Source organism: Cytobacillus sp. (genome assembly GCF_964223445.1).
In the GTDB taxonomy this organism is placed as follows: domain Bacteria; phylum Bacillota; class Bacilli; order Bacillales; family Cytobacillaceae; genus Cytobacillus.
The window spans coordinates 1-16,854 of record NZ_CAXQGS010000044.1 but is presented as its reverse complement, the minus strand read 5'-3'; the positions used below and the strand labels follow the sequence as shown (position 1 = coordinate 16,854).

Annotated in this window: 15 protein-coding genes; 3 read left to right on the top strand and 12 right to left on the bottom strand. The window is 42.8% G+C overall.

Going from position 1 to position 16,854, the window contains the following annotated elements:
* Window positions 1-475 precede the first annotated feature (475 nt).
* From ACEQ1T_RS06660 to ACEQ1T_RS06650, 3 genes are all read right to left on the bottom strand, one after another.
* Entirely contained in the window at window positions 476-2,836 is a 2,361-nt protein-coding gene (locus ACEQ1T_RS06660) for an FdhF/YdeP family oxidoreductase (RefSeq protein ID WP_370222169.1), read from the bottom strand.
* A 473-nt stretch (window positions 2,837-3,309) separates the two neighbouring features.
* Window positions 3,310-4,572 (bottom strand): OFA family MFS transporter, encoded by a 1,263-nt coding sequence (locus ACEQ1T_RS06655; RefSeq protein ID WP_370222168.1) that lies wholly within the window; start codon window positions 4,570-4,572, stop codon window positions 3,310-3,312.
* A 367-nt stretch (window positions 4,573-4,939) separates the two neighbouring features.
* Window positions 4,940-5,791 (bottom strand): glycerophosphodiester phosphodiesterase, encoded by an 852-nt coding sequence (locus tag ACEQ1T_RS06650; RefSeq protein ID WP_370222167.1) that lies wholly within the window; start codon window positions 5,789-5,791, stop codon window positions 4,940-4,942.
* Between the two features lie 264 nt (window positions 5,792-6,055).
* Here ACEQ1T_RS06650 and ACEQ1T_RS06645 point away from each other — a divergent pair, with 264 nt between their 5' ends.
* The 3 genes from ACEQ1T_RS06645 to ACEQ1T_RS06635 all read left to right on the top strand — a co-directional run bounded on the left by ACEQ1T_RS06645 (window position 6,056) and on the right by ACEQ1T_RS06635 (window position 6,947).
* Entirely contained in the window at window positions 6,056-6,229 is a 174-nt protein-coding gene (locus tag ACEQ1T_RS06645) for an aspartyl-phosphate phosphatase Spo0E family protein (RefSeq protein WP_370222166.1), read from the top strand.
* A 205-nt stretch (window positions 6,230-6,434) separates the two neighbouring features.
* Window positions 6,435-6,602 carry a hypothetical protein gene (locus tag ACEQ1T_RS06640; protein ID WP_206839438.1) on the top strand — a complete coding sequence of 56 codons (168 nt, stop codon included), beginning with the start codon at window positions 6,435-6,437 and terminating at the stop codon, window positions 6,600-6,602.
* A gap of 18 nt (window positions 6,603-6,620) precedes the next feature.
* Window positions 6,621-6,947 (top strand): hypothetical protein, encoded by a 327-nt coding sequence (locus ACEQ1T_RS06635; RefSeq protein WP_370222170.1) that lies wholly within the window; start codon window positions 6,621-6,623, stop codon window positions 6,945-6,947.
* Between the two features lie 30 nt (window positions 6,948-6,977).
* Here the strand turns inward: ACEQ1T_RS06635 and ACEQ1T_RS06630 are convergent, their stop codons facing one another.
* The 9 genes from ACEQ1T_RS06630 to ACEQ1T_RS06590 form a co-directional block, all read right to left on the bottom strand.
* Entirely contained in the window at window positions 6,978-7,070 is a 93-nt protein-coding gene (locus tag ACEQ1T_RS06630) for a putative holin-like toxin (protein ID WP_019381338.1), read from the bottom strand.
* Window positions 7,071-7,398: 328 nt separating this feature from the next.
* Window positions 7,399-8,469, bottom strand: coding sequence for a hypothetical protein (locus tag ACEQ1T_RS06625; RefSeq protein WP_370222165.1), 1,071 nt, complete (start codon window positions 8,467-8,469; stop codon window positions 7,399-7,401).
* Between the two features lie 115 nt (window positions 8,470-8,584).
* Entirely contained in the window at window positions 8,585-9,844 is a 1,260-nt protein-coding gene (locus ACEQ1T_RS06620; RefSeq protein WP_370222164.1) for an ATP-binding protein, read from the bottom strand.
* Window positions 9,845-10,009: 165 nt separating this feature from the next.
* The gene (gene pdxA, locus ACEQ1T_RS06615; protein WP_370222163.1) at window positions 10,010-11,017 is read right to left on the bottom strand and encodes a 4-hydroxythreonine-4-phosphate dehydrogenase PdxA; all 1,008 of its coding nucleotides are present in this window, start codon (window positions 11,015-11,017) and stop codon (window positions 10,010-10,012) included.
* Complete coding sequence (locus ACEQ1T_RS06610) at window positions 11,004-12,332, bottom strand: four-carbon acid sugar kinase family protein (RefSeq protein ID WP_370222162.1); 1,329 nt, start codon at window positions 12,330-12,332, stop codon at window positions 11,004-11,006. Before ACEQ1T_RS06610 ends, pdxA begins: the two co-directional genes overlap by 14 nt.
* Entirely contained in the window at window positions 12,325-13,317 is a 993-nt protein-coding gene (locus tag ACEQ1T_RS06605; RefSeq protein WP_206839431.1) for a 2-keto-3-deoxygluconate permease, read from the bottom strand. Before ACEQ1T_RS06605 ends, ACEQ1T_RS06610 begins: the two co-directional genes overlap by 8 nt.
* Window positions 13,318-13,502: 185 nt before the next feature.
* On the bottom strand, window positions 13,503-15,203 hold the full coding sequence (locus ACEQ1T_RS06600) for a PrpR N-terminal domain-containing protein (RefSeq protein WP_370222160.1): 1,701 nt from the start codon (window positions 15,201-15,203) through the stop codon (window positions 13,503-13,505).
* 83 nt (window positions 15,204-15,286) lie between these two features.
* Window positions 15,287-16,519: a glutamate-5-semialdehyde dehydrogenase gene (locus ACEQ1T_RS06595; RefSeq protein WP_370222158.1), complete on the bottom strand. Its 1,233-nt coding sequence runs from the start codon at window positions 16,517-16,519 to the stop codon at window positions 15,287-15,289.
* Window positions 16,510-16,854: PUA domain-containing protein (locus ACEQ1T_RS06590; protein ID WP_370222157.1), on the bottom strand; the 345-nt coding region annotated here is incomplete at its 5' end. The genes ACEQ1T_RS06595 and ACEQ1T_RS06590, both read right to left, overlap by 10 nt.

The window sequence follows — 16,854 nt, the reverse complement described above, 5'->3', positions numbered from 1 at the left end:
ATCTACTCAGATTAACTACCATTTTCCCCGAGGCACCTCTCTTTTCGGCTTTATTCATCCGGATTAACTACCATTTTTCTTGAGGCAGCTCTCTTTTCGTCTTTATTCATCCGGATTAACTACCATTTTTCTTGAGGCAGCTCTCTTTTCGTCTTTATTCATCCGGATTAACTACCATTTTTCTTAAGGCACCTCTCTTTTCGGCTTTATTCACTCAGATTAACTACCATTTTCCCCAAGGCACCTCTCTTTTCGGTTTTATTCACTCAGATTAACTACTATTTTCCCCAAGGCACCACTCTTTTCGGCTTTATTCCTCCTGATTAACTACCATTTTTCTTGAGGCAGCTCTCTTTTCGGCTTTGTTCATCCGGATTAACTACCATTTTCATTGAATCATATTCAATTTGGTCGTTAATCGCAATTTCCTCTCAATACACAGAAAAGAGATGGCCTTAAGCCATCTCTCTCCCTTTTATGCTGGTGCATCTATTTCATCTTCAGCAATGTGTTTTTCGTTATATTCCACGTCTTTGCGTGCATTGTAGCGGTCTGCTTTTTCGAGGGTAACCGTGATGTTGTAGTCAGGGATACCAGCGAATTTTTCGTAGCGGCCCCTTGGCAACAGGAAGTTTCCTTCCGGGAAGTGGACTTCGACGTTGCCGCGGGCTATGTCGACGAATTTGGCTCTTCCCTGGAATACTCCGAATCCATTGTATAGGACGATCCCTTCACCCTCTGCAATGCTTAAATCCTTTCCATCTTCTGCGTTCATTAGTACATCATATCGTCCGGCACCATTCAGCGGATCCACCTCTTTATAGACCATGGAATTAAACTGCTTCCCGCGGCGTGACGTTACAATGAATTGGCCTTCTTTCTTACCAAGGTCGGGAATATCCACGGTAATAAGTGTGCCTTTTCCATCCGGAGTCGGGCAGATGCCGTCCTCACATAACCATGCCCCGCCCCACTGGAAGACATCCCCAGCTTTTTTCAGATGCTGGATGCCATCATAACTAGGGTTAGCCACTGCAATTTCATCACGGATTTCCTGTGCATTTTTGAATTCAACAAGATGTGCAGTTTCAGGCTTTACGCGTTTGGCAAGATCAATGTAGATTTTCCATTCCTCTCGTGCCTCTTCAATTTTATTCTTATTCCCTTCAATTTCCGGGCTGAAGTATACCATCCGTTCTGTTGAAGTGGAAGTACCGCCGCCCTCCTGCTCATATCGTGTTTTAGCCGGAAGCACGATGACCGCTTCTTTCGCATCAACCAGTGTAGAAGTATTCAAAATAATATCCTGGTGAACACGAATATCCAGTTCGGACAGTGCTTTTTCGATAAAATCAGGGTCTGGCATTGTCTCAAGGAAGTTACCTCCTGAAAGATAGTAAAGCTTGATTTTCCGTTCATGGTCTTCAGGGAGCAGAATATTCTCCAGTGTCACCCCGACAATATCACCCTGCCATTTCTCAAGCTCGAAGCCCCATAGATTTTGAATGCGGGAGAAATTGTCACCATAAAAGTCGCCGCCAGGCAATACGAATGGATCTGCACCCATTTCACCGCTTCCCTGTACAGATGAATGGCCGCGGAATGGCATAAGCCCATTATGTTTTCGGCCCAGATGACCGCGAAGCAGCGCAAGATTCGCAACCTGTGAAATGTTATCAGTGGCAAAAGAATGCATGGTCAGGCCAAGAGCCCAGGCATAGACGGCATTTTTGCTGTTCGCAAGCAGTTCCGCAAGCTCAATGATACGCTCTTTGCTTACACCAGAGGATTTAATAATCTCTTCCCATGACTGCTCTTTCACTTTCTTTTTCAAGTCTTCGTAGCCATTTACATGCTCGTTCACAAACTTATGATTGATGGCAGAACCGCGCTCCGCTTTCTCCATTTCAAACCAGTGTTTCATGATGCCATGCATAAAGGCAATATCTCCGCCGATATTTACCTGATAAAAATCATCTGCGATTTTTGTGCCGAACAAAGCAGATTCAGGATTTGACGGAATCCAGTATTTGTCCATCGCCGGCTCTTTATATGGATTGACGACGATAATTTTCGTGCCGTTCTTCTTCGCTTCAAGCATGTATTTGGATGATACTGGCGAGCTGTTTGATGCCACACTGCCCCAGAATAACAGGACATCTGTCCCGATCCAATCAAGGTAGTTGGCCGTGGAAGCTCCTACTCCGATGGAACGCTTTAACGCAGTTTTTGAAGGCGAATGGCAGATTCGGCTCGCATTGTCAATGTGGTTTGTGCCCAGGAAGCGGGCAACTTTTCCGGCCACATAATAGGATTCATTCGTAATTCCGCGGCTGGTCAGGTAAAACGCATACTGTTTAGGATCTAGGACCTTCATTTTTTCAGCAATCATGTTCATGGCATCATCCCAAGTAATCCGGGAGAATTTGCGCTCTCCCTTTCTGCGGATCATCGGATAAGGAATGCGGCCCAATTTACGAAGCTCGGTGCTGTCATACTTGCGCAGCTCATCGATATCAGCATGCAGAATTTCCGGTTTAATTGCGCCGGCCGTATTCAAACGAAGGACATTTAATCTTGTAGTACATACATGCGGCCCCTTAAGTGTCTGGTCATAAAGGCCGGAAACGCCAAGGGCACATCCGTCACATACACCTTTCGTTAAAATATTCGTGGCATACCCGATATTATCTTTGTTTTCCCACAGGATTTTTGCTGTATCCCTCATATGCTTCGGCTTTATTTTGCCGAGCCCAAATGGAATGGGGCTCACCCAATGCTTCGGATCCGGCATTGCCTTTTTATTCTGAGGTCCTGGATGCTTTGTTTTTCCCACCTGAAACACTCCCTTGATTTTTTCTATTTAATAGAGATCCTGAATCTCTTAATTTCCAATGTTTAAATAGCGTTTATTATTGTATATGGCCAAATGGAATAAATTTGACCTTTTTGCATAAAAAACCACCGCAAAAAGCCTCTACTACTAGATGCTGATTTCTGCGGCGGTTAGTCTTTAGCAGGATCGCTGCCAAGTGCCATACCATAAGAAAAGCGGAAGCGCCTTGCTGAGATGAACTTCAACTAAAAACCGCCACGTCCTGTGGCGAACGTTGAAGCCCGCACATCCTGTGCAAGTCCGACAGGCATAAGACGAATCACGCAGGAAACCTCCCAAACAAGCTTTGGTCGGGCGATGTATCGCTGACGAAGCGTTCCTTGTCCTGATTTCTGGAGTGATTTGGCTTATGACCCGAGGGGCTAGGCGCTGGAGCTAGACACTATCTATCTTGAATGCTGTTTTTATTTAATTTAACTTGCCATACGCTTATTTGCTTCATTTTGCTTGCGCAATTTTTTAATATCGAACCGGATCAGGATGGACACTATAAGCGCCACCACAAAAAGTCCAGCAAAGCTTGTTAGACTTGAAGCATAGCTTCCTGTTGAATCCTTCATCCAGGCTGCAAACATTGGACCTGCAAGTCCTGCGGCAGCCCAAGCTGTAAGAATGTATCCGTGAATGGCGCCAAGCTGCTTTGTTCCAAATACATCACCGATAAATGCCGGGATGGAAGAGAAGCCTCCGCCATACATAGTGTACACAATGGCGAGCATGATCTGGAATAAAATGGCTTCTTTTGTTATCGGCAGGAATAGGAACAGAGCAATCTGTGATACGAAGAAAATCGTATACGTATTCGGGCGGCCAATGTAATCAGAAATGGATGCCCATGCCAGACGGCCAAGTCCATTAAAGATGCCAAGCACACCGACGAGCGTAGCCGCTTCAGCTGTTGTCAGGCCAATGCTTTCCTGTGCCAGTGGCTTTGCAGCGGACAAAATCGCAATTCCGCAGGTTACATTAATGAATAGCATGATCCATAAATAATAGAATCTGGAAGTCTTTACTGCTTCATTCGCCGTTAACTGTGCCAAATCCTGTTTGATTTTGATTTTTCCGGATGCAGCTTTTTCTTTCATGCCTTCAGGTGCCCAATCTGCAGGCGGTTTTTCTAAATATAATGATGATAATGTCATGATGATTAAGTAAGCTGCACCTAAAATGAAGAACGTGTTTGCTGTCCCAACAGATTTAATCAGTCCATCCATGACCGGGCTCGCTACTGCTGCAGCGAAGCCAAATCCCATGATGGCGAGGCCGGTTGCGAATCCACGGCGGTCCGGGAACCATTTTACCAGTGTGGAGACCGGAGCAATATAGCCGACTCCCAGACCAATTCCCCCAAGAACACCGTAGGTTATGTACAAAAATGGCAATGACCCCATATTTACTGCCACACCGGCTCCAAGCATGCCGGCTCCAAAGAATCCTGCTGCCAGAAGACCAGCCTTTTTCGGTCCATGCTTTTCAACAAAATGGCCAAGGAATGCGGCTGACAGCCCTAAGAATAGGATCGCCAAACTGAAGGTCAGCTGTACCTCCTTTGATGTCCAGCCAAACTGCTCAATCAATGGATTGGTAAAGTTGCTCCAGGCGTAAACCGAACCGATTGAGATATGAATCCCAACGGCCGAGGCGGCAATCAGCCACCGATTTTTTGTCTTTTTCACTCTTTTTCCCCCTCATAATGCTCGTATCCTGCTTTTTAAAGCGGTTACAGGATTGTTTCTTGAAATAAAAAAACCGCCAATCTCTCCCGCATTCCCGAATTTGGGCATGCCGAAGCAGGATTGACGGTTAGTATCAAGCAGGAATCGCTGCTTAAAGGACCAACTGTTAATCTTCATAGAATCTGATGACATTTTAACCGACGACAGGTTCGCTATCTCAAATCAAAATGTGACAGATTTTTGAACTATAAAAAATCATATCACTTTGAAATAACATGTTCAAGCCCTTTTTAGCAATTTTTCACTATGGCGGTGTTGGTTTATATACAAAAAGAACTCAGGAAATGATCCCCGAAGTTCTTTCTATTTATCTCCCTTTTTTCACTTCATGCAGCAAATCCGGATGGTTTGTGAACATACCGGTTACTCCCCAGTTTATCAGCTGCTTCATTCTTTCCTTGTCATTGACCGTATACGGGTGCAGTTCAAGGCCGCTGTTCACAACCTTTTGCACATATTCCTCATTCAAATACGTATGATTAGGACCGATGCCCATCGCGTATTGCTTGATTTCCTTAATATCTGCATCAGTAATTTCTGCGTTCGCTTTATATGAAATTAATTGTACGAGTTTAATTGAGGAGTCCAATTCATTCATCACTTTAAGGCTTTGAGGACTGAAGGACTGTACCAGCAATTTATTTTTATTAATCTTATACTTATCAAGCAGTCGAAGCAGTTCTTTTTCCATGCCAGGGTAAACATCCGGTGATTTTGTTTCAATGTAGTAGCTGTTGTTTTTTCCAAACTTCTTGAAAACCTCTTCAAGTGTCGGCACCTTTAAGTCTTTGTATTCCGCTTTTGCTGCATATGGGTACTTCTCGTTAAACCAGCTGCCTGCATCAAGCTGCTTAATTTCATTTAAAGTGTAATCCTTTACGGACCCTGTTCCATCTGTCGTCCGGTCAAGCGTCACGTCATGCATCGCAATGAGATGTCCATCCTTTGTCATCTGCAAATCAATTTCGATATAATCCCCATGCATTTTCTCGCCCATATCATATGAAGCGATTGTATGTTCAGGTGCATAAGCTGACGCACCGCGATGCGATACATTCACAATGTCCTTATGCATATCCTTTGCCAATGCTGCACCTCCTCCAAAAACATTCAGCCCAATGACAGCCGCACCAATTACCGAAATCATTTTCTTTTTCAATGTCTTCGTCCCCTATCTATAATGGTTTACACATTAAGAATAGTGACGAAATATTAACCCTGTTATAAGTCTATGTAAAGTCTGGAAGAATAATAGTTTACAGGAATATTAATACAAGCATTTCGAAATAGGCCTCATTCACTAGAAAGTCTTTAATGTAGAAACTTGTAATCTTTTTATAAGTTTTGTCGAATCTGTTTATTTGCAGTTTAATTTGTCGATAATAGAATATAGTATTTCATCCCCTGATTAGGAGCCGAATCAATGACCACAACTTCGACTACTATAAAAAAACTTCATCATGACATCGATGTCCTGCGCAAAAAGATGATTTCTGTTGGAAAAAGAAAGGGATTGTCACACCCAGAAACGCTCATGTACTCAGAGGAGCTCGATAAGCTCATTTATAGGGTGCAGCGCAGCAAATTCATCCTTTAGAATTTCCCCGGTTATTACCTCAAAAGTAATAAATATTCCATAAAACGCACACTCTTTTAAATAGGGGTGTGTTTGTTTTATGATTGAGCGCTTCCTCAGGAATAACTGGGAGAAACTACATTCGCACACTTAAGCATTTTTATTGAGAAAAACTAAAAATATAGCCATAATGAGAGGATAACAACTACAAGGAATTGGAGATCTTATGAAGAAAAAATTCATGATTTTATTAGGAATCCTGCTTCTTGTTCTGACAGCCTGCGGTAAAGATCAGGCACAGGAAGCGATCACCTTAAAGGACCAAACCAGCAATGAAGTTACCTTCCCGCAGGACAAGCCAAGTGTTTTCTTCTTTATCACGACATACACCTGAGGACTCTGTCAGCAGCAACTGGTCGAGTTGCATCAGAATATGGATAAATTAGAAGGCATGGACGCCAACATGTACATCGTCAGCAACGATCAGCCTGAGCAGCAGCTTGAGCTGTATAATGCGCTTGAAGAAAAAATGGGGCACAGCCTCCCATTTGTGTCAGATCCTGAAATGAAGCTCATTGAAAAGGCTGATATGAAAAATGGTGACGCAGCCTATAGAGGCTACGCTTTAATGGATACAAAAGGCAATATTGTGTTCAACAAGGTCAATGACCATTGGGGAGAAGAAATCGATAAAACCGCAGAAGATATTAAGAAAGAATATGAGGAGCTTTCCAACTAAAAACGAAAAAAAACACGCTTGAGAGCGTGTTCATGAATCCCTGTCTCTATTTGTGAACTGGAGCATGGCGATAACAAACATACCGAAACTGATCATCAAAGACAACACTTCAAAGGTACCCATTTATACATCGCCTCCTTATCTTCAGCCTTCCCGGAACCAAACTTGTCCTATACTCAGGATAAGTGCCCATTTGAAAATCCGTCCAAAAGGCCTAAAAAGAGCCAGCCACATTGCAAAATTGCATGTGACTGGCTCTTTTTTGTGAAAATCCGCTATTTTCTTAAGCTTTCCTCAAAATCGCCCCACTCTTATGCGCGTTTTATTCAAGACTTATTTGTGCAAAGCTTGAATTTATATATGATTTCCAAATTTACTTGCGGATAGCTAAATTTATTTGCGGATAAGCGATTTTTACTTGCGGATAGAAAAATTTATGTGCGTTTAGCACTTATCCCGAACTTTCTTTTCCAAATGCCAGCGGAACCTTGACTTGTTTCCTTCTTAATGAATCAGCACTTAAATATAATTCAACAATCAATAACATTAGAATGATCCAAATGCCTGTATTTAAGATAACTGCCTGCACCGGGCTTTCTATGAAAAAGGTAAACGTAAAGAACATCGCAAAAGTGAAAATTCGGCTCCACTGTGTCACATCGTATGTGAAGATGCCTTCCTTCAAGCCGTATATTCGAATGCGCCATACCAGCCTTACTATTTCAATAGTCTCCACCACAATGAAAACCAGGAAAACGGCAAGCCAAAACCAGGCAGCCGCCTGATGGGCTACAACGCCGGATTTATACATGGCGAGCCCGCTGATGGACAGGGCACCGTGAAAAATGCAATTGGTATTATTCCAATCCTTCGCAATGTTCCAGCCGCGAACGGCATAACGTTTAAGAATAAACCACGCACTGATGGAGTAAAAAAGCAGACCGGAAATAATAAGAGCGGCATTCAGAACGCCAGGTACATCTGCGAAGACAGTATTGAATAGCAGCACAAGAGATTGTGTGCTGACCGTCGTCAGCAGCAAAACTCCATGTGCCTGCTGTCCAAAGGATGTATCCTTGAGATCCTTGAAGCCTATTAAACTAATTCCAATATAAAAAATCCATAATCCCGCATTGAGAATGGCCAGCGCCTGGGCTTCTGCACCTGCACCAAATTGCTTGAAGAACATGATTCCGCAAATCGACGTTCCTGCCACCCAGGTTCCAATGCCAAATCGGTTAATGGGATTAGTGTAATGCAGCTTCTTAAACTCTCCTCTATAAATGGTCATTCCGATCGATACCAAAATGGCCATCCATAAGGCTAAATCTGCTATACTTAAAATCTTGCCGACGCTCCCCAAAAAGAAGGACAAACCGAAGAAATTCAGCAAAACTCCCTGTGTTACAATGCCAAGCGCCATCACAGCCGCCATTGCAGCCGTATGGATATTAACTTTTTTGCGAATGATAACCAAAACAGCCCCGATAAACAGAAGGCCAAGCAAAATGAAATAAAACACTATAATCACCGTTAAAATGAATTTATTATAATTATAACATCCTATGCAAGTGACCCTTTCGGTGGGGATAAAAAAAACAGCGCATTTCCATGCACTGTCAGCCCCGCTCAACTATTTAAATCAAAACGCTGTTCCGGTTTTGATTACCTTCTGCCTGTATCGAATCCCCCTCATATGGGAGTTCTATCTCAATCTTCGTGCCTTCCCCAACTTTACTTTCGACTATTAAGCGGCCATTATGGTTTTCAATAATTTTATAGCAAATCATCAGTCCCAGCCCGGTTCCTTTTTCCTTTGTCGTATAGAAAGGTTCCCCCAGACTTGATATCCTTTCTTCTGAAATGCCAACACCCTGATCGATGAATTGAATGGAAATAGTGTTGCCTGTTTTTTTAAAAACTTTAATATTTAACTGGCCTCCGCCTGGCATAGCTTCAATGGCATTTTTAATAATGTTAAGGAATACTTGTTTCAATTGGTTCTTTTCACAATGAATCATGGGGTCATGAAGTTTATTTTCTACTGTAATTTCCACATTATTTAAAATGGATTGGGTGCTGCTCAGAAGAATCACTTCGTTGATTAATTTAGTAAGGTCCTGCTTTTCGAAAATGTCTGCAGTCGGCTTTGCAAGCACTAAAAATTCACCGACGATTCCATTTATGCGGTCCAGTTCCGATAGTACAATGTCAAAGTATTCGTCTTTTTGGCTATTTGACTTGAAGAGCTGAACAAACCCTTTGATCGAGGTAAGAGGATTGCGGATTTCATGTGCGATTCCGGCTGCCATTTGGCCCAGAAGTGCCAGCTTTTCTGATTTTTGCAGAAGCTTTTCCTGTTCCTCTTTTTTATCGGAAATATCAGTTCCGATAGAGAGTATGGCCTCTTTTCCTTCATATTCAACATATAGTGATGAAACTTCAAAATACCTCCTGGCTCCATCCAAACGTTTTACCTGATATTCTATATTGTTTAAAAGCTGCTTCTCTGACTTAATGTACTGATATCGCTCCTGCAATCGGCCCTTATAGTCCATTTCGATAAAGTCAAGAAGCGACCTGCCAATTAATGCATCTTTATCTGATGCCGACAATACGCTGACAGCAGAGGAGTTTGCATACAAAATTTCAAAATCCTTATGTATGAGCACGGAAACCGGAAGTGATTCCAGAAGCAATTTGTAGCTCCTCTCGCTGGCCCGCGCTTTTTCTGCATAGTACCTGCTTTTGTCAAACTGCCAGCCAACAAACCAGGCAATACATGTAAATAGAAAAAAATCAAAAGTAAAAAACGTTTCATGCGAGAAAATGGATTGATAAGAGGTAAATAGAACCGAAATAAGCACAAGTGAAATTTGACCTGTCCGTTTACTCATATAGTCCTCTTTTTGTGTTTTTTTCTATATTTTAGCATCAAATGTGAGGTTACCGATAACATTTTCAAAAAAAATTTAAATAAGTGAACAAGTCTATTATCTATTAAATTCCATAAAAAAACCCGCCTGGGGCTGCTGATAATCCCCGAGCAGGTTAAAATAAGCCTATTTCTTCTTAGGAGCAAGCTCTACTGCCTGACGCATGGCTTCCATTAAGCTTTTCTCGTCAGCTATGCCTTTTCCGGCAATATCGAAGGCTGTACCGTGATCAACACTTGTACGAATGATGGGAAGGCCGACTGTGATATTAACCCCGGCATCCAGACCCAAAACCTTAACAGGCCCATGCCCCTGATCATGGTACATAGCAACTACAATATCAAAGTCGCCCCGCACAGCTCTGAAAAATAATGTGTCAGCCGGCAGCGGCCCTATAGCATCAATACCCTCTGCCTGTGCTTTCTCTACTCCCGGAACAACTTTTTCTTCCTCTTCGCCATACCCGAATAATCCATTTTCGCCTGCATGAGGATTGATTCCGCAAACAGCAATTTTAGGTGATTCAATGCCGGCTTTTTTCAATGTGTCATGGGCCAGCTTCAGCACGTGGTACACTCTTTCAGGATTGATCATTTTAACTGCATCAATAATCCCGACATGTGTTGTCACATGGATAACCCTTAAATTTGGTGCGGATAACATCATGGAATAATCTTTCGTATTGGTCAAATCCGCTAAAATCTCTGTATGGCCTGGATACATATGGCCGCCCTTTTGTAATGCTTCCTTGTTTAAAGGTGCAGTACAAATCGCATCAATCCGGTTTTCTTTTGCCATTTCGATCGCTTTGGCTAAATATTGAAATGCTGCGTTTCCAGCCTCCGGAGATACCTGCCCAATCGGAAGGTCTTCCGGCAAAAGGTCCAAATCAAGGCAATGTACTACCCCATGCTTATATGGGATCCCGTGCAATTCCTCTGCGCTTACCGCTTCAATAACAAGCCCGCTGTTAACAAAAGGTTTGGCCCGCTCTAAAATTTTTCTATCACCAATGACAAGCGGGTTGCTTATTTCATACATTTCAGCCTCTGCAAGGCTTTTTAAAATAATTTCCGGCCCTACGCCCGCTGCATCCCCCATTGTAATGCCTACTACTGGTTTAGTTTGACTCATTGCACTCAACCTTTCCTGTCATATAATGTATTGCGTTTACCAGGGATTGCTCATTGCCGAATCCCCCTGCTTTTGTTACAGCCCAATAGCTTTTTTCCCTGCTGCGCAGCCGGCCAAAAGGGAGACCTGGTTCTATTTCTGTATGGAGCTCCATTTCCTGGATCCCCAATTCTGAACAAGCAGCTTTTGCTATGTCCCCGCCTGTTAAAATCAAGCCGTCGAGTTCCGGGAACTCATTTACAAGTCTGTTTGCAATTTGCCCCAGTCCCTTGGCAATCCGTTCCCCAATCTGCTTTCCTGATAATCCTATTGCTTCTCCCGCTATACGGGCTGCATCCCGGTTCTGATTGCAAGAATCCACATAGACAACAAAATGGTTTTTATCCTGATTTTGTTCAATTTCTTTAATGACTTCTTCAAAATCTATTGAATGATTAACCAATTGGATTGGATTGATTTCAGCAAAATAAGATTGATCAAGTTCTCTAATCCGGGAAAGCTGATTTTTTGTAACCTGTGACAGACTCCCTGAAACGGTGAGAGTTTTCCTGATGTTATTCTCCTCATGACCTTTTTCTCGATGAGATATAAGCTTTAGTGCATCGGGTAAATATTCAACCAGGGCACCAGAGCCGGTCCAAATAATTTTTTTCTGAAGGCTTGTGAAAATCTCGGCAATTACCTGCAGATCCTCTTCCCTTTCACTGTCGCAAATAATCCAGGTTTTCCCCGCCGCAACAGCACCTTCAATGAATTGTAGAATATCTGCTTTATCTCCTCGGATCAATTCCAGATCCATCAATGCAATATCCTTTCCCGCATCCTTATTTAACAAGTGAGGCAGAAAGCTTTCCGTTACAGGGGTCTTTGGATCCCTTCCAAACTCTGTTTCTGTAATCAGTTCACCATTTACATAATGATGTCCAGATACCGTTGTACGATTCATTTTTGGAAATGCCGGGGCAATAACAACGATTTCCGGCTGATATACCTTTTCAAGCGCTGCCAGTTCAGCTGATATATTTCCTCTTAAAGTTGAATCCACTTTTTTATAGACATGAGCATAGCCTTTATCAAAAAGAAGAGAAGCAGCTTTTTCGACTGCTTCATATGCTTCCTCTTGTGTTTTTGCACGGCTGTCAGTATCAACAATTAAGACATCAGGGTCAGATTGAATGCTTTTCCCGGTAAGATCCATCATAACAGTGGCAGTCAGCCCTTTTTTCGCCAGCTGCACTCCTGAATCATTAGCACCAGTCAAATCATCCGCGATAATGCCAAATTTTTCAAACACAAGAACCACTTCCTTAGCCATTAACTTTCTTCAGGTTTCCTTCATTAAACTCATAACCTTTTCTCTCTAGACGCTTCACCAAAAACGCTATATAGAGCGGAAGCAGGATTGCGGTTGTCACAGTAGATGCCGCAACCTGAACTGTCGCCAATTCAGCATACTGCGCAAACCCTGCACTTGCCGCTGCAATGGCAGCTGGTGTTGCTACAGCATTTCCTGCAGTGGAGCCTTCAGCAGCACCTACAATTGGATTCCACTTAAACGCTTTAAACACTAGATATCCTGCTGTACCCGTTACGAATACTGTTAACAGGCCAAGTATAATACCTGATAGACCGCCTTCTACAATGGCACCGAAGTCAATTCCCATTCCAAGGGCGAAAGCGAAAAATGGAATGAGCATGGAGCTTCCATTATCAAGGAATACACGCATTTCTTCATCCAGGTTACCCAATACCATACCTACCAGAATTGGAAGCAGCACGGCAATGAAGGATTGCAATGAGAACATGCCATCAACAAAGCCCATAGCACCAAAAATGGATAGGGCCACCATTGTTAAAAACGGACCGTCATTTAGAGCCAGCAATGAATATGCTGCACGGTCTTCCTTGCTTCCATACTGGCCGACAAGTGCGACGAATAGGCCGCCATTACTGTTCGTCATAGCTGCAATAATCGCAATTGGAGCCAAACCCAGCCAAAGGCCATTTTCACCTGCAAACATGTAAGCGATTAACCCGAATGCCGCACCGACTACCCACTTCGTAGCTAAAAGGGTTGCCCCTTTTCCTATTGAAACACCAAATGATTTTACGTTAATTTGAGCACCTGTACATAGCAGAAATAAAGCGATTAAAGCTGATGCACCGTCAACAAACAATGCTTGAGTAAAATTTCCGATACGGAGCAAATCAGGTGCAAAAGTATTAAGTATTGCTGCAATTAGCAACGGAACTACCATCATCCCGCCTGGAATTCGTTCAAGAGTTGCTTTGATCTTCATAATTTTAACATCCCCTTTATATATGTTTCAATTTTAAACATCACTGAAAACGATTACAGTTTTATATTAAACGCTTTCAATGCAAAATTCAACACTTTTCACAGAAAAATAGTTTGGTATTTTCTAGTTTTATATTATTTGTTGCAATTTTAAACACTTATAAAACAAAAAAAAGAAGCTGAATACTACTGCTTCAGCTTCCTCCACAATGTCGACCGATTAATGCCTAACCGTTTTGACACCTTTGTTTGATTTTGGTTTTCTTCTTCCATAACTGCTTCGATAATTCGTTTTTCAATCTGATCCAACGTTCCATTTAACAGACTGTCTTCAATTTGAACTGGCCGGTGCTTCCGATTCAGCTGTCTTGAAACAGTCTCTTTACTGATGGTATAGCCTTTCTCAGCTGCTAAGACATCAAAAAGGAATGCTTTCAGCTCAGCCGTATTGCCTGGCCATTTATATTGCTCCAGCAGCTCCATCGCATCCTCCCTGATTTTTACAGCCGAGGTTCCATACTGCTGATGAAAATGTGCAATAAAGTAAGCTGTTAAAGCTCTTATATCATCCTTGCGTTCTAATAAAGAGGGGATATAGATCCGAACGGTTTCTTCGTTATAAAGAAGGGAATAGAATTCCTGCATTTCACTGGGCAGGGATAGAATTACTTCTTTCCCTGATTCTGCCCAATTCTGACACTGCTTTAACAAATGGGGCTTCTCTTCTCCTGATATGTCCTCAGCGCCGTATATATATATAGATCGGATGTCGTCATCAAAGGGATCCAAACCTCTTCTTGCTCTTGCTTCCTTTGCATGTAAAGAAAGCAGCAAACCGGCCCCCTGATGTTTTAAGTAATGGATATAGCGTGCTAATAATCCTTTTCCAGTGCCGGCAGCACCAATTAAAAGCCATAAATTTCGGTTTATTCCTGCAGAAATAGCAGCCAGACAATCTTTCATTGCGTCACTCTCATTGATGATCATCGGCAGCTGTGACACTGATTCCACGTTAAAATCTTCTGAAGAACTCTTCATATGATTAAGCTCTTTAATAATGAATTGAGTATAGGTTTCACCCGTAATTTCAAGGTTCGAAACCTGAACTTTAAGCATATCTCCCTTAATACCTTCAATCATTTCAACGGACTCTGCATTTCCCTTCCGGTGTACAAGACTCTGTAAATCACTTACGAGTATGGGAGGAGAAGAAAAAGTATTCCATTGTTCAAATACACATTCAGCATTACTGTCAAAAATGATAAGATTGTCAGTGTTCTCCTTGATAATTGCCCGAAGCAGGTCGTTTTCCTGCTGTTTTCTGCGAAAAGAATGATACACGGATTTCACTTTTTGGAACGAATCAAAGATGGCTTCACGGCCGGATTGTATCAGGATTCCCTCGAGCCCTGCTTTAGCGGCAGCTTCCATAGTTACAACATCACCCATGATCAATTCAAAGCCCTTGGATTTTAGTTCCAGAACAAGGGCTTCTACTTCCTCTTCCTTTTGAATCGTAAAAACCTCTATACCAATATCCAATATGTCAGTAATCGTTTTGGCGCCAAGCGTTATGTTGGAAAAGCCAACAATTGCTTTCTTACCTGGAAAATCATTGGCAAGGGTTAAAACCCGAAGCATATCGTACCCGGATACCTGAATATCAATAACAGGGATATTTGTTTCCTGCTGGATCAGCTTTGCGGTTCCACCTCTGCTGATGATCATATCAATACCTTCAGATTCGGCATTATTCACATACGGGAGTGCCTGCCCCAGATTTCCGGTTGCTATTTTAATGTCCAGTTCTTTTTCCTCTTTCCTGCATTCCTCAATTAATGGAAGCATAGCAGGATAAGGGGCAATAAATAATGTCTTTATTTTCATCGCATTCACCTAAATGTATCTTACCATTCATTTCTAAGCGGCACCAATAAATAGGAAAACAGGTCATTGGTTCTTTTAAAAGCTTATTTCTTTATCTGCCCATTCCCTTTAACAATATATTTCGTCGAAGTCAGAGCCGGCAGCCCCATCGGACCGCGGGCATGGAGCTTTTGGGTGCTGATCCCGATTTCTGCGCCGAACCCAAACTCGAAACCATCCGTGAAGCGTGTGGAGGCATTATGGTAAACTGCCGCTGCATCGACTTCACCCAGGAATTTTTCCACATTATCAGGGTTTGCAGAAACAATTGCCTCAGAATGTTTAGTGCCGTAGCGGTTAATATGAATAATTGCCTCATCCACGCTTTTCGCCACTTTCAATGCGACTTCCAAGCCTAAATATTCAGTGGCCCAATCTTCTTCCACGGCTGGGATGATCTTTTCCCCGCACACACCTTCATCACCGTGAATAATAACCCCTTTTTCCTTTAGTGCAAGCACAAGATCATTCAGGCCATCCCACTCTCTGTGCACGATGATCGTTTCACATGCATTGCAAACGGATGGACGCTGTGTTTTCGCATTGATGGCAATGTTGATCGCCATTTCCTTATCAGCATCTTCATCAATATAGACATGACAATTGCCTGCACCTGTCTCAAGTACCGGGACTGTGGAATTCTCAACAACTGTCTTAATTAGCTTTGCCCCTCCCCGCGGAATCAGGACATCCAGGTATTCGTTCAGTTTAAACATCCCCGAAGCGGTTTCCCGGCTCGTATCCTCAATAAGCTGTACAGCATCAGGCGGCAAGTCGCTCTTTTCCAAGGCATGATGAATCACTTTCACAATTGCTTTATTGGAATGAATGGCAGTAGAACTTCCGCGCAGCATAACAGCATTCCCCGTCTTCAAACATAAGCTGGATGCATCGACCGTGACGTTTGGACGCGCTTCATAGATCATGCCGACAACACCAAGCGGGACCCTTACTTGTGTAATGGCGAGTCCGTTCGGACGTTCCCATGAGGATAAAACCTCCCCAACCGGATCATCCAAATGAGTAAGCTGGAGTAGTGCGTCCGCCATATCCTGAAGCCGGGCTTTATTTAAACGCAGACGGTCTAACAAAGCATCACTCATTCCATTTTTCTTTCCTGCGTCCAGGTCTTTCCCATTTTCTGCTAAAATAAAATTCTTCTCCTGCATCAGCTGCCCTGAGATCAGTTCAAGCGCATGATTCTTTTGCTTAGTAGTTTTTTTCGCCAGCTCTGCCGCTGCCTTTTTCGCTTTTTTCCCTTTTAAAATTAATTCCATGAGCTTTTCTCCTTTCTTTTTTGGCTTACCCAATGATCCCGATGAATAACTACACGGCGGTCGCTTCCTGCAATCTGCATTGCTTCCGAACTGGATAACCCTTTAATAGCCAACAGCTCTTCGGAAGAGAAATTAACCTGCCCTTTGCCGATCAAATCTCCTTTGGGACCAATCACTTCCACGACATCATGAACATGAAAATGGCCGGTAATGGTGGTCACTCCTGCAGGCAGAAGACTTTTTCCCTGAGTTAATATGGCTTGAGCAGCACCGTGATCCACTTCGATTTTCCCATTTGGGACAGAATGCAGTGCAAGCCATTGCTTGGAGGTTTT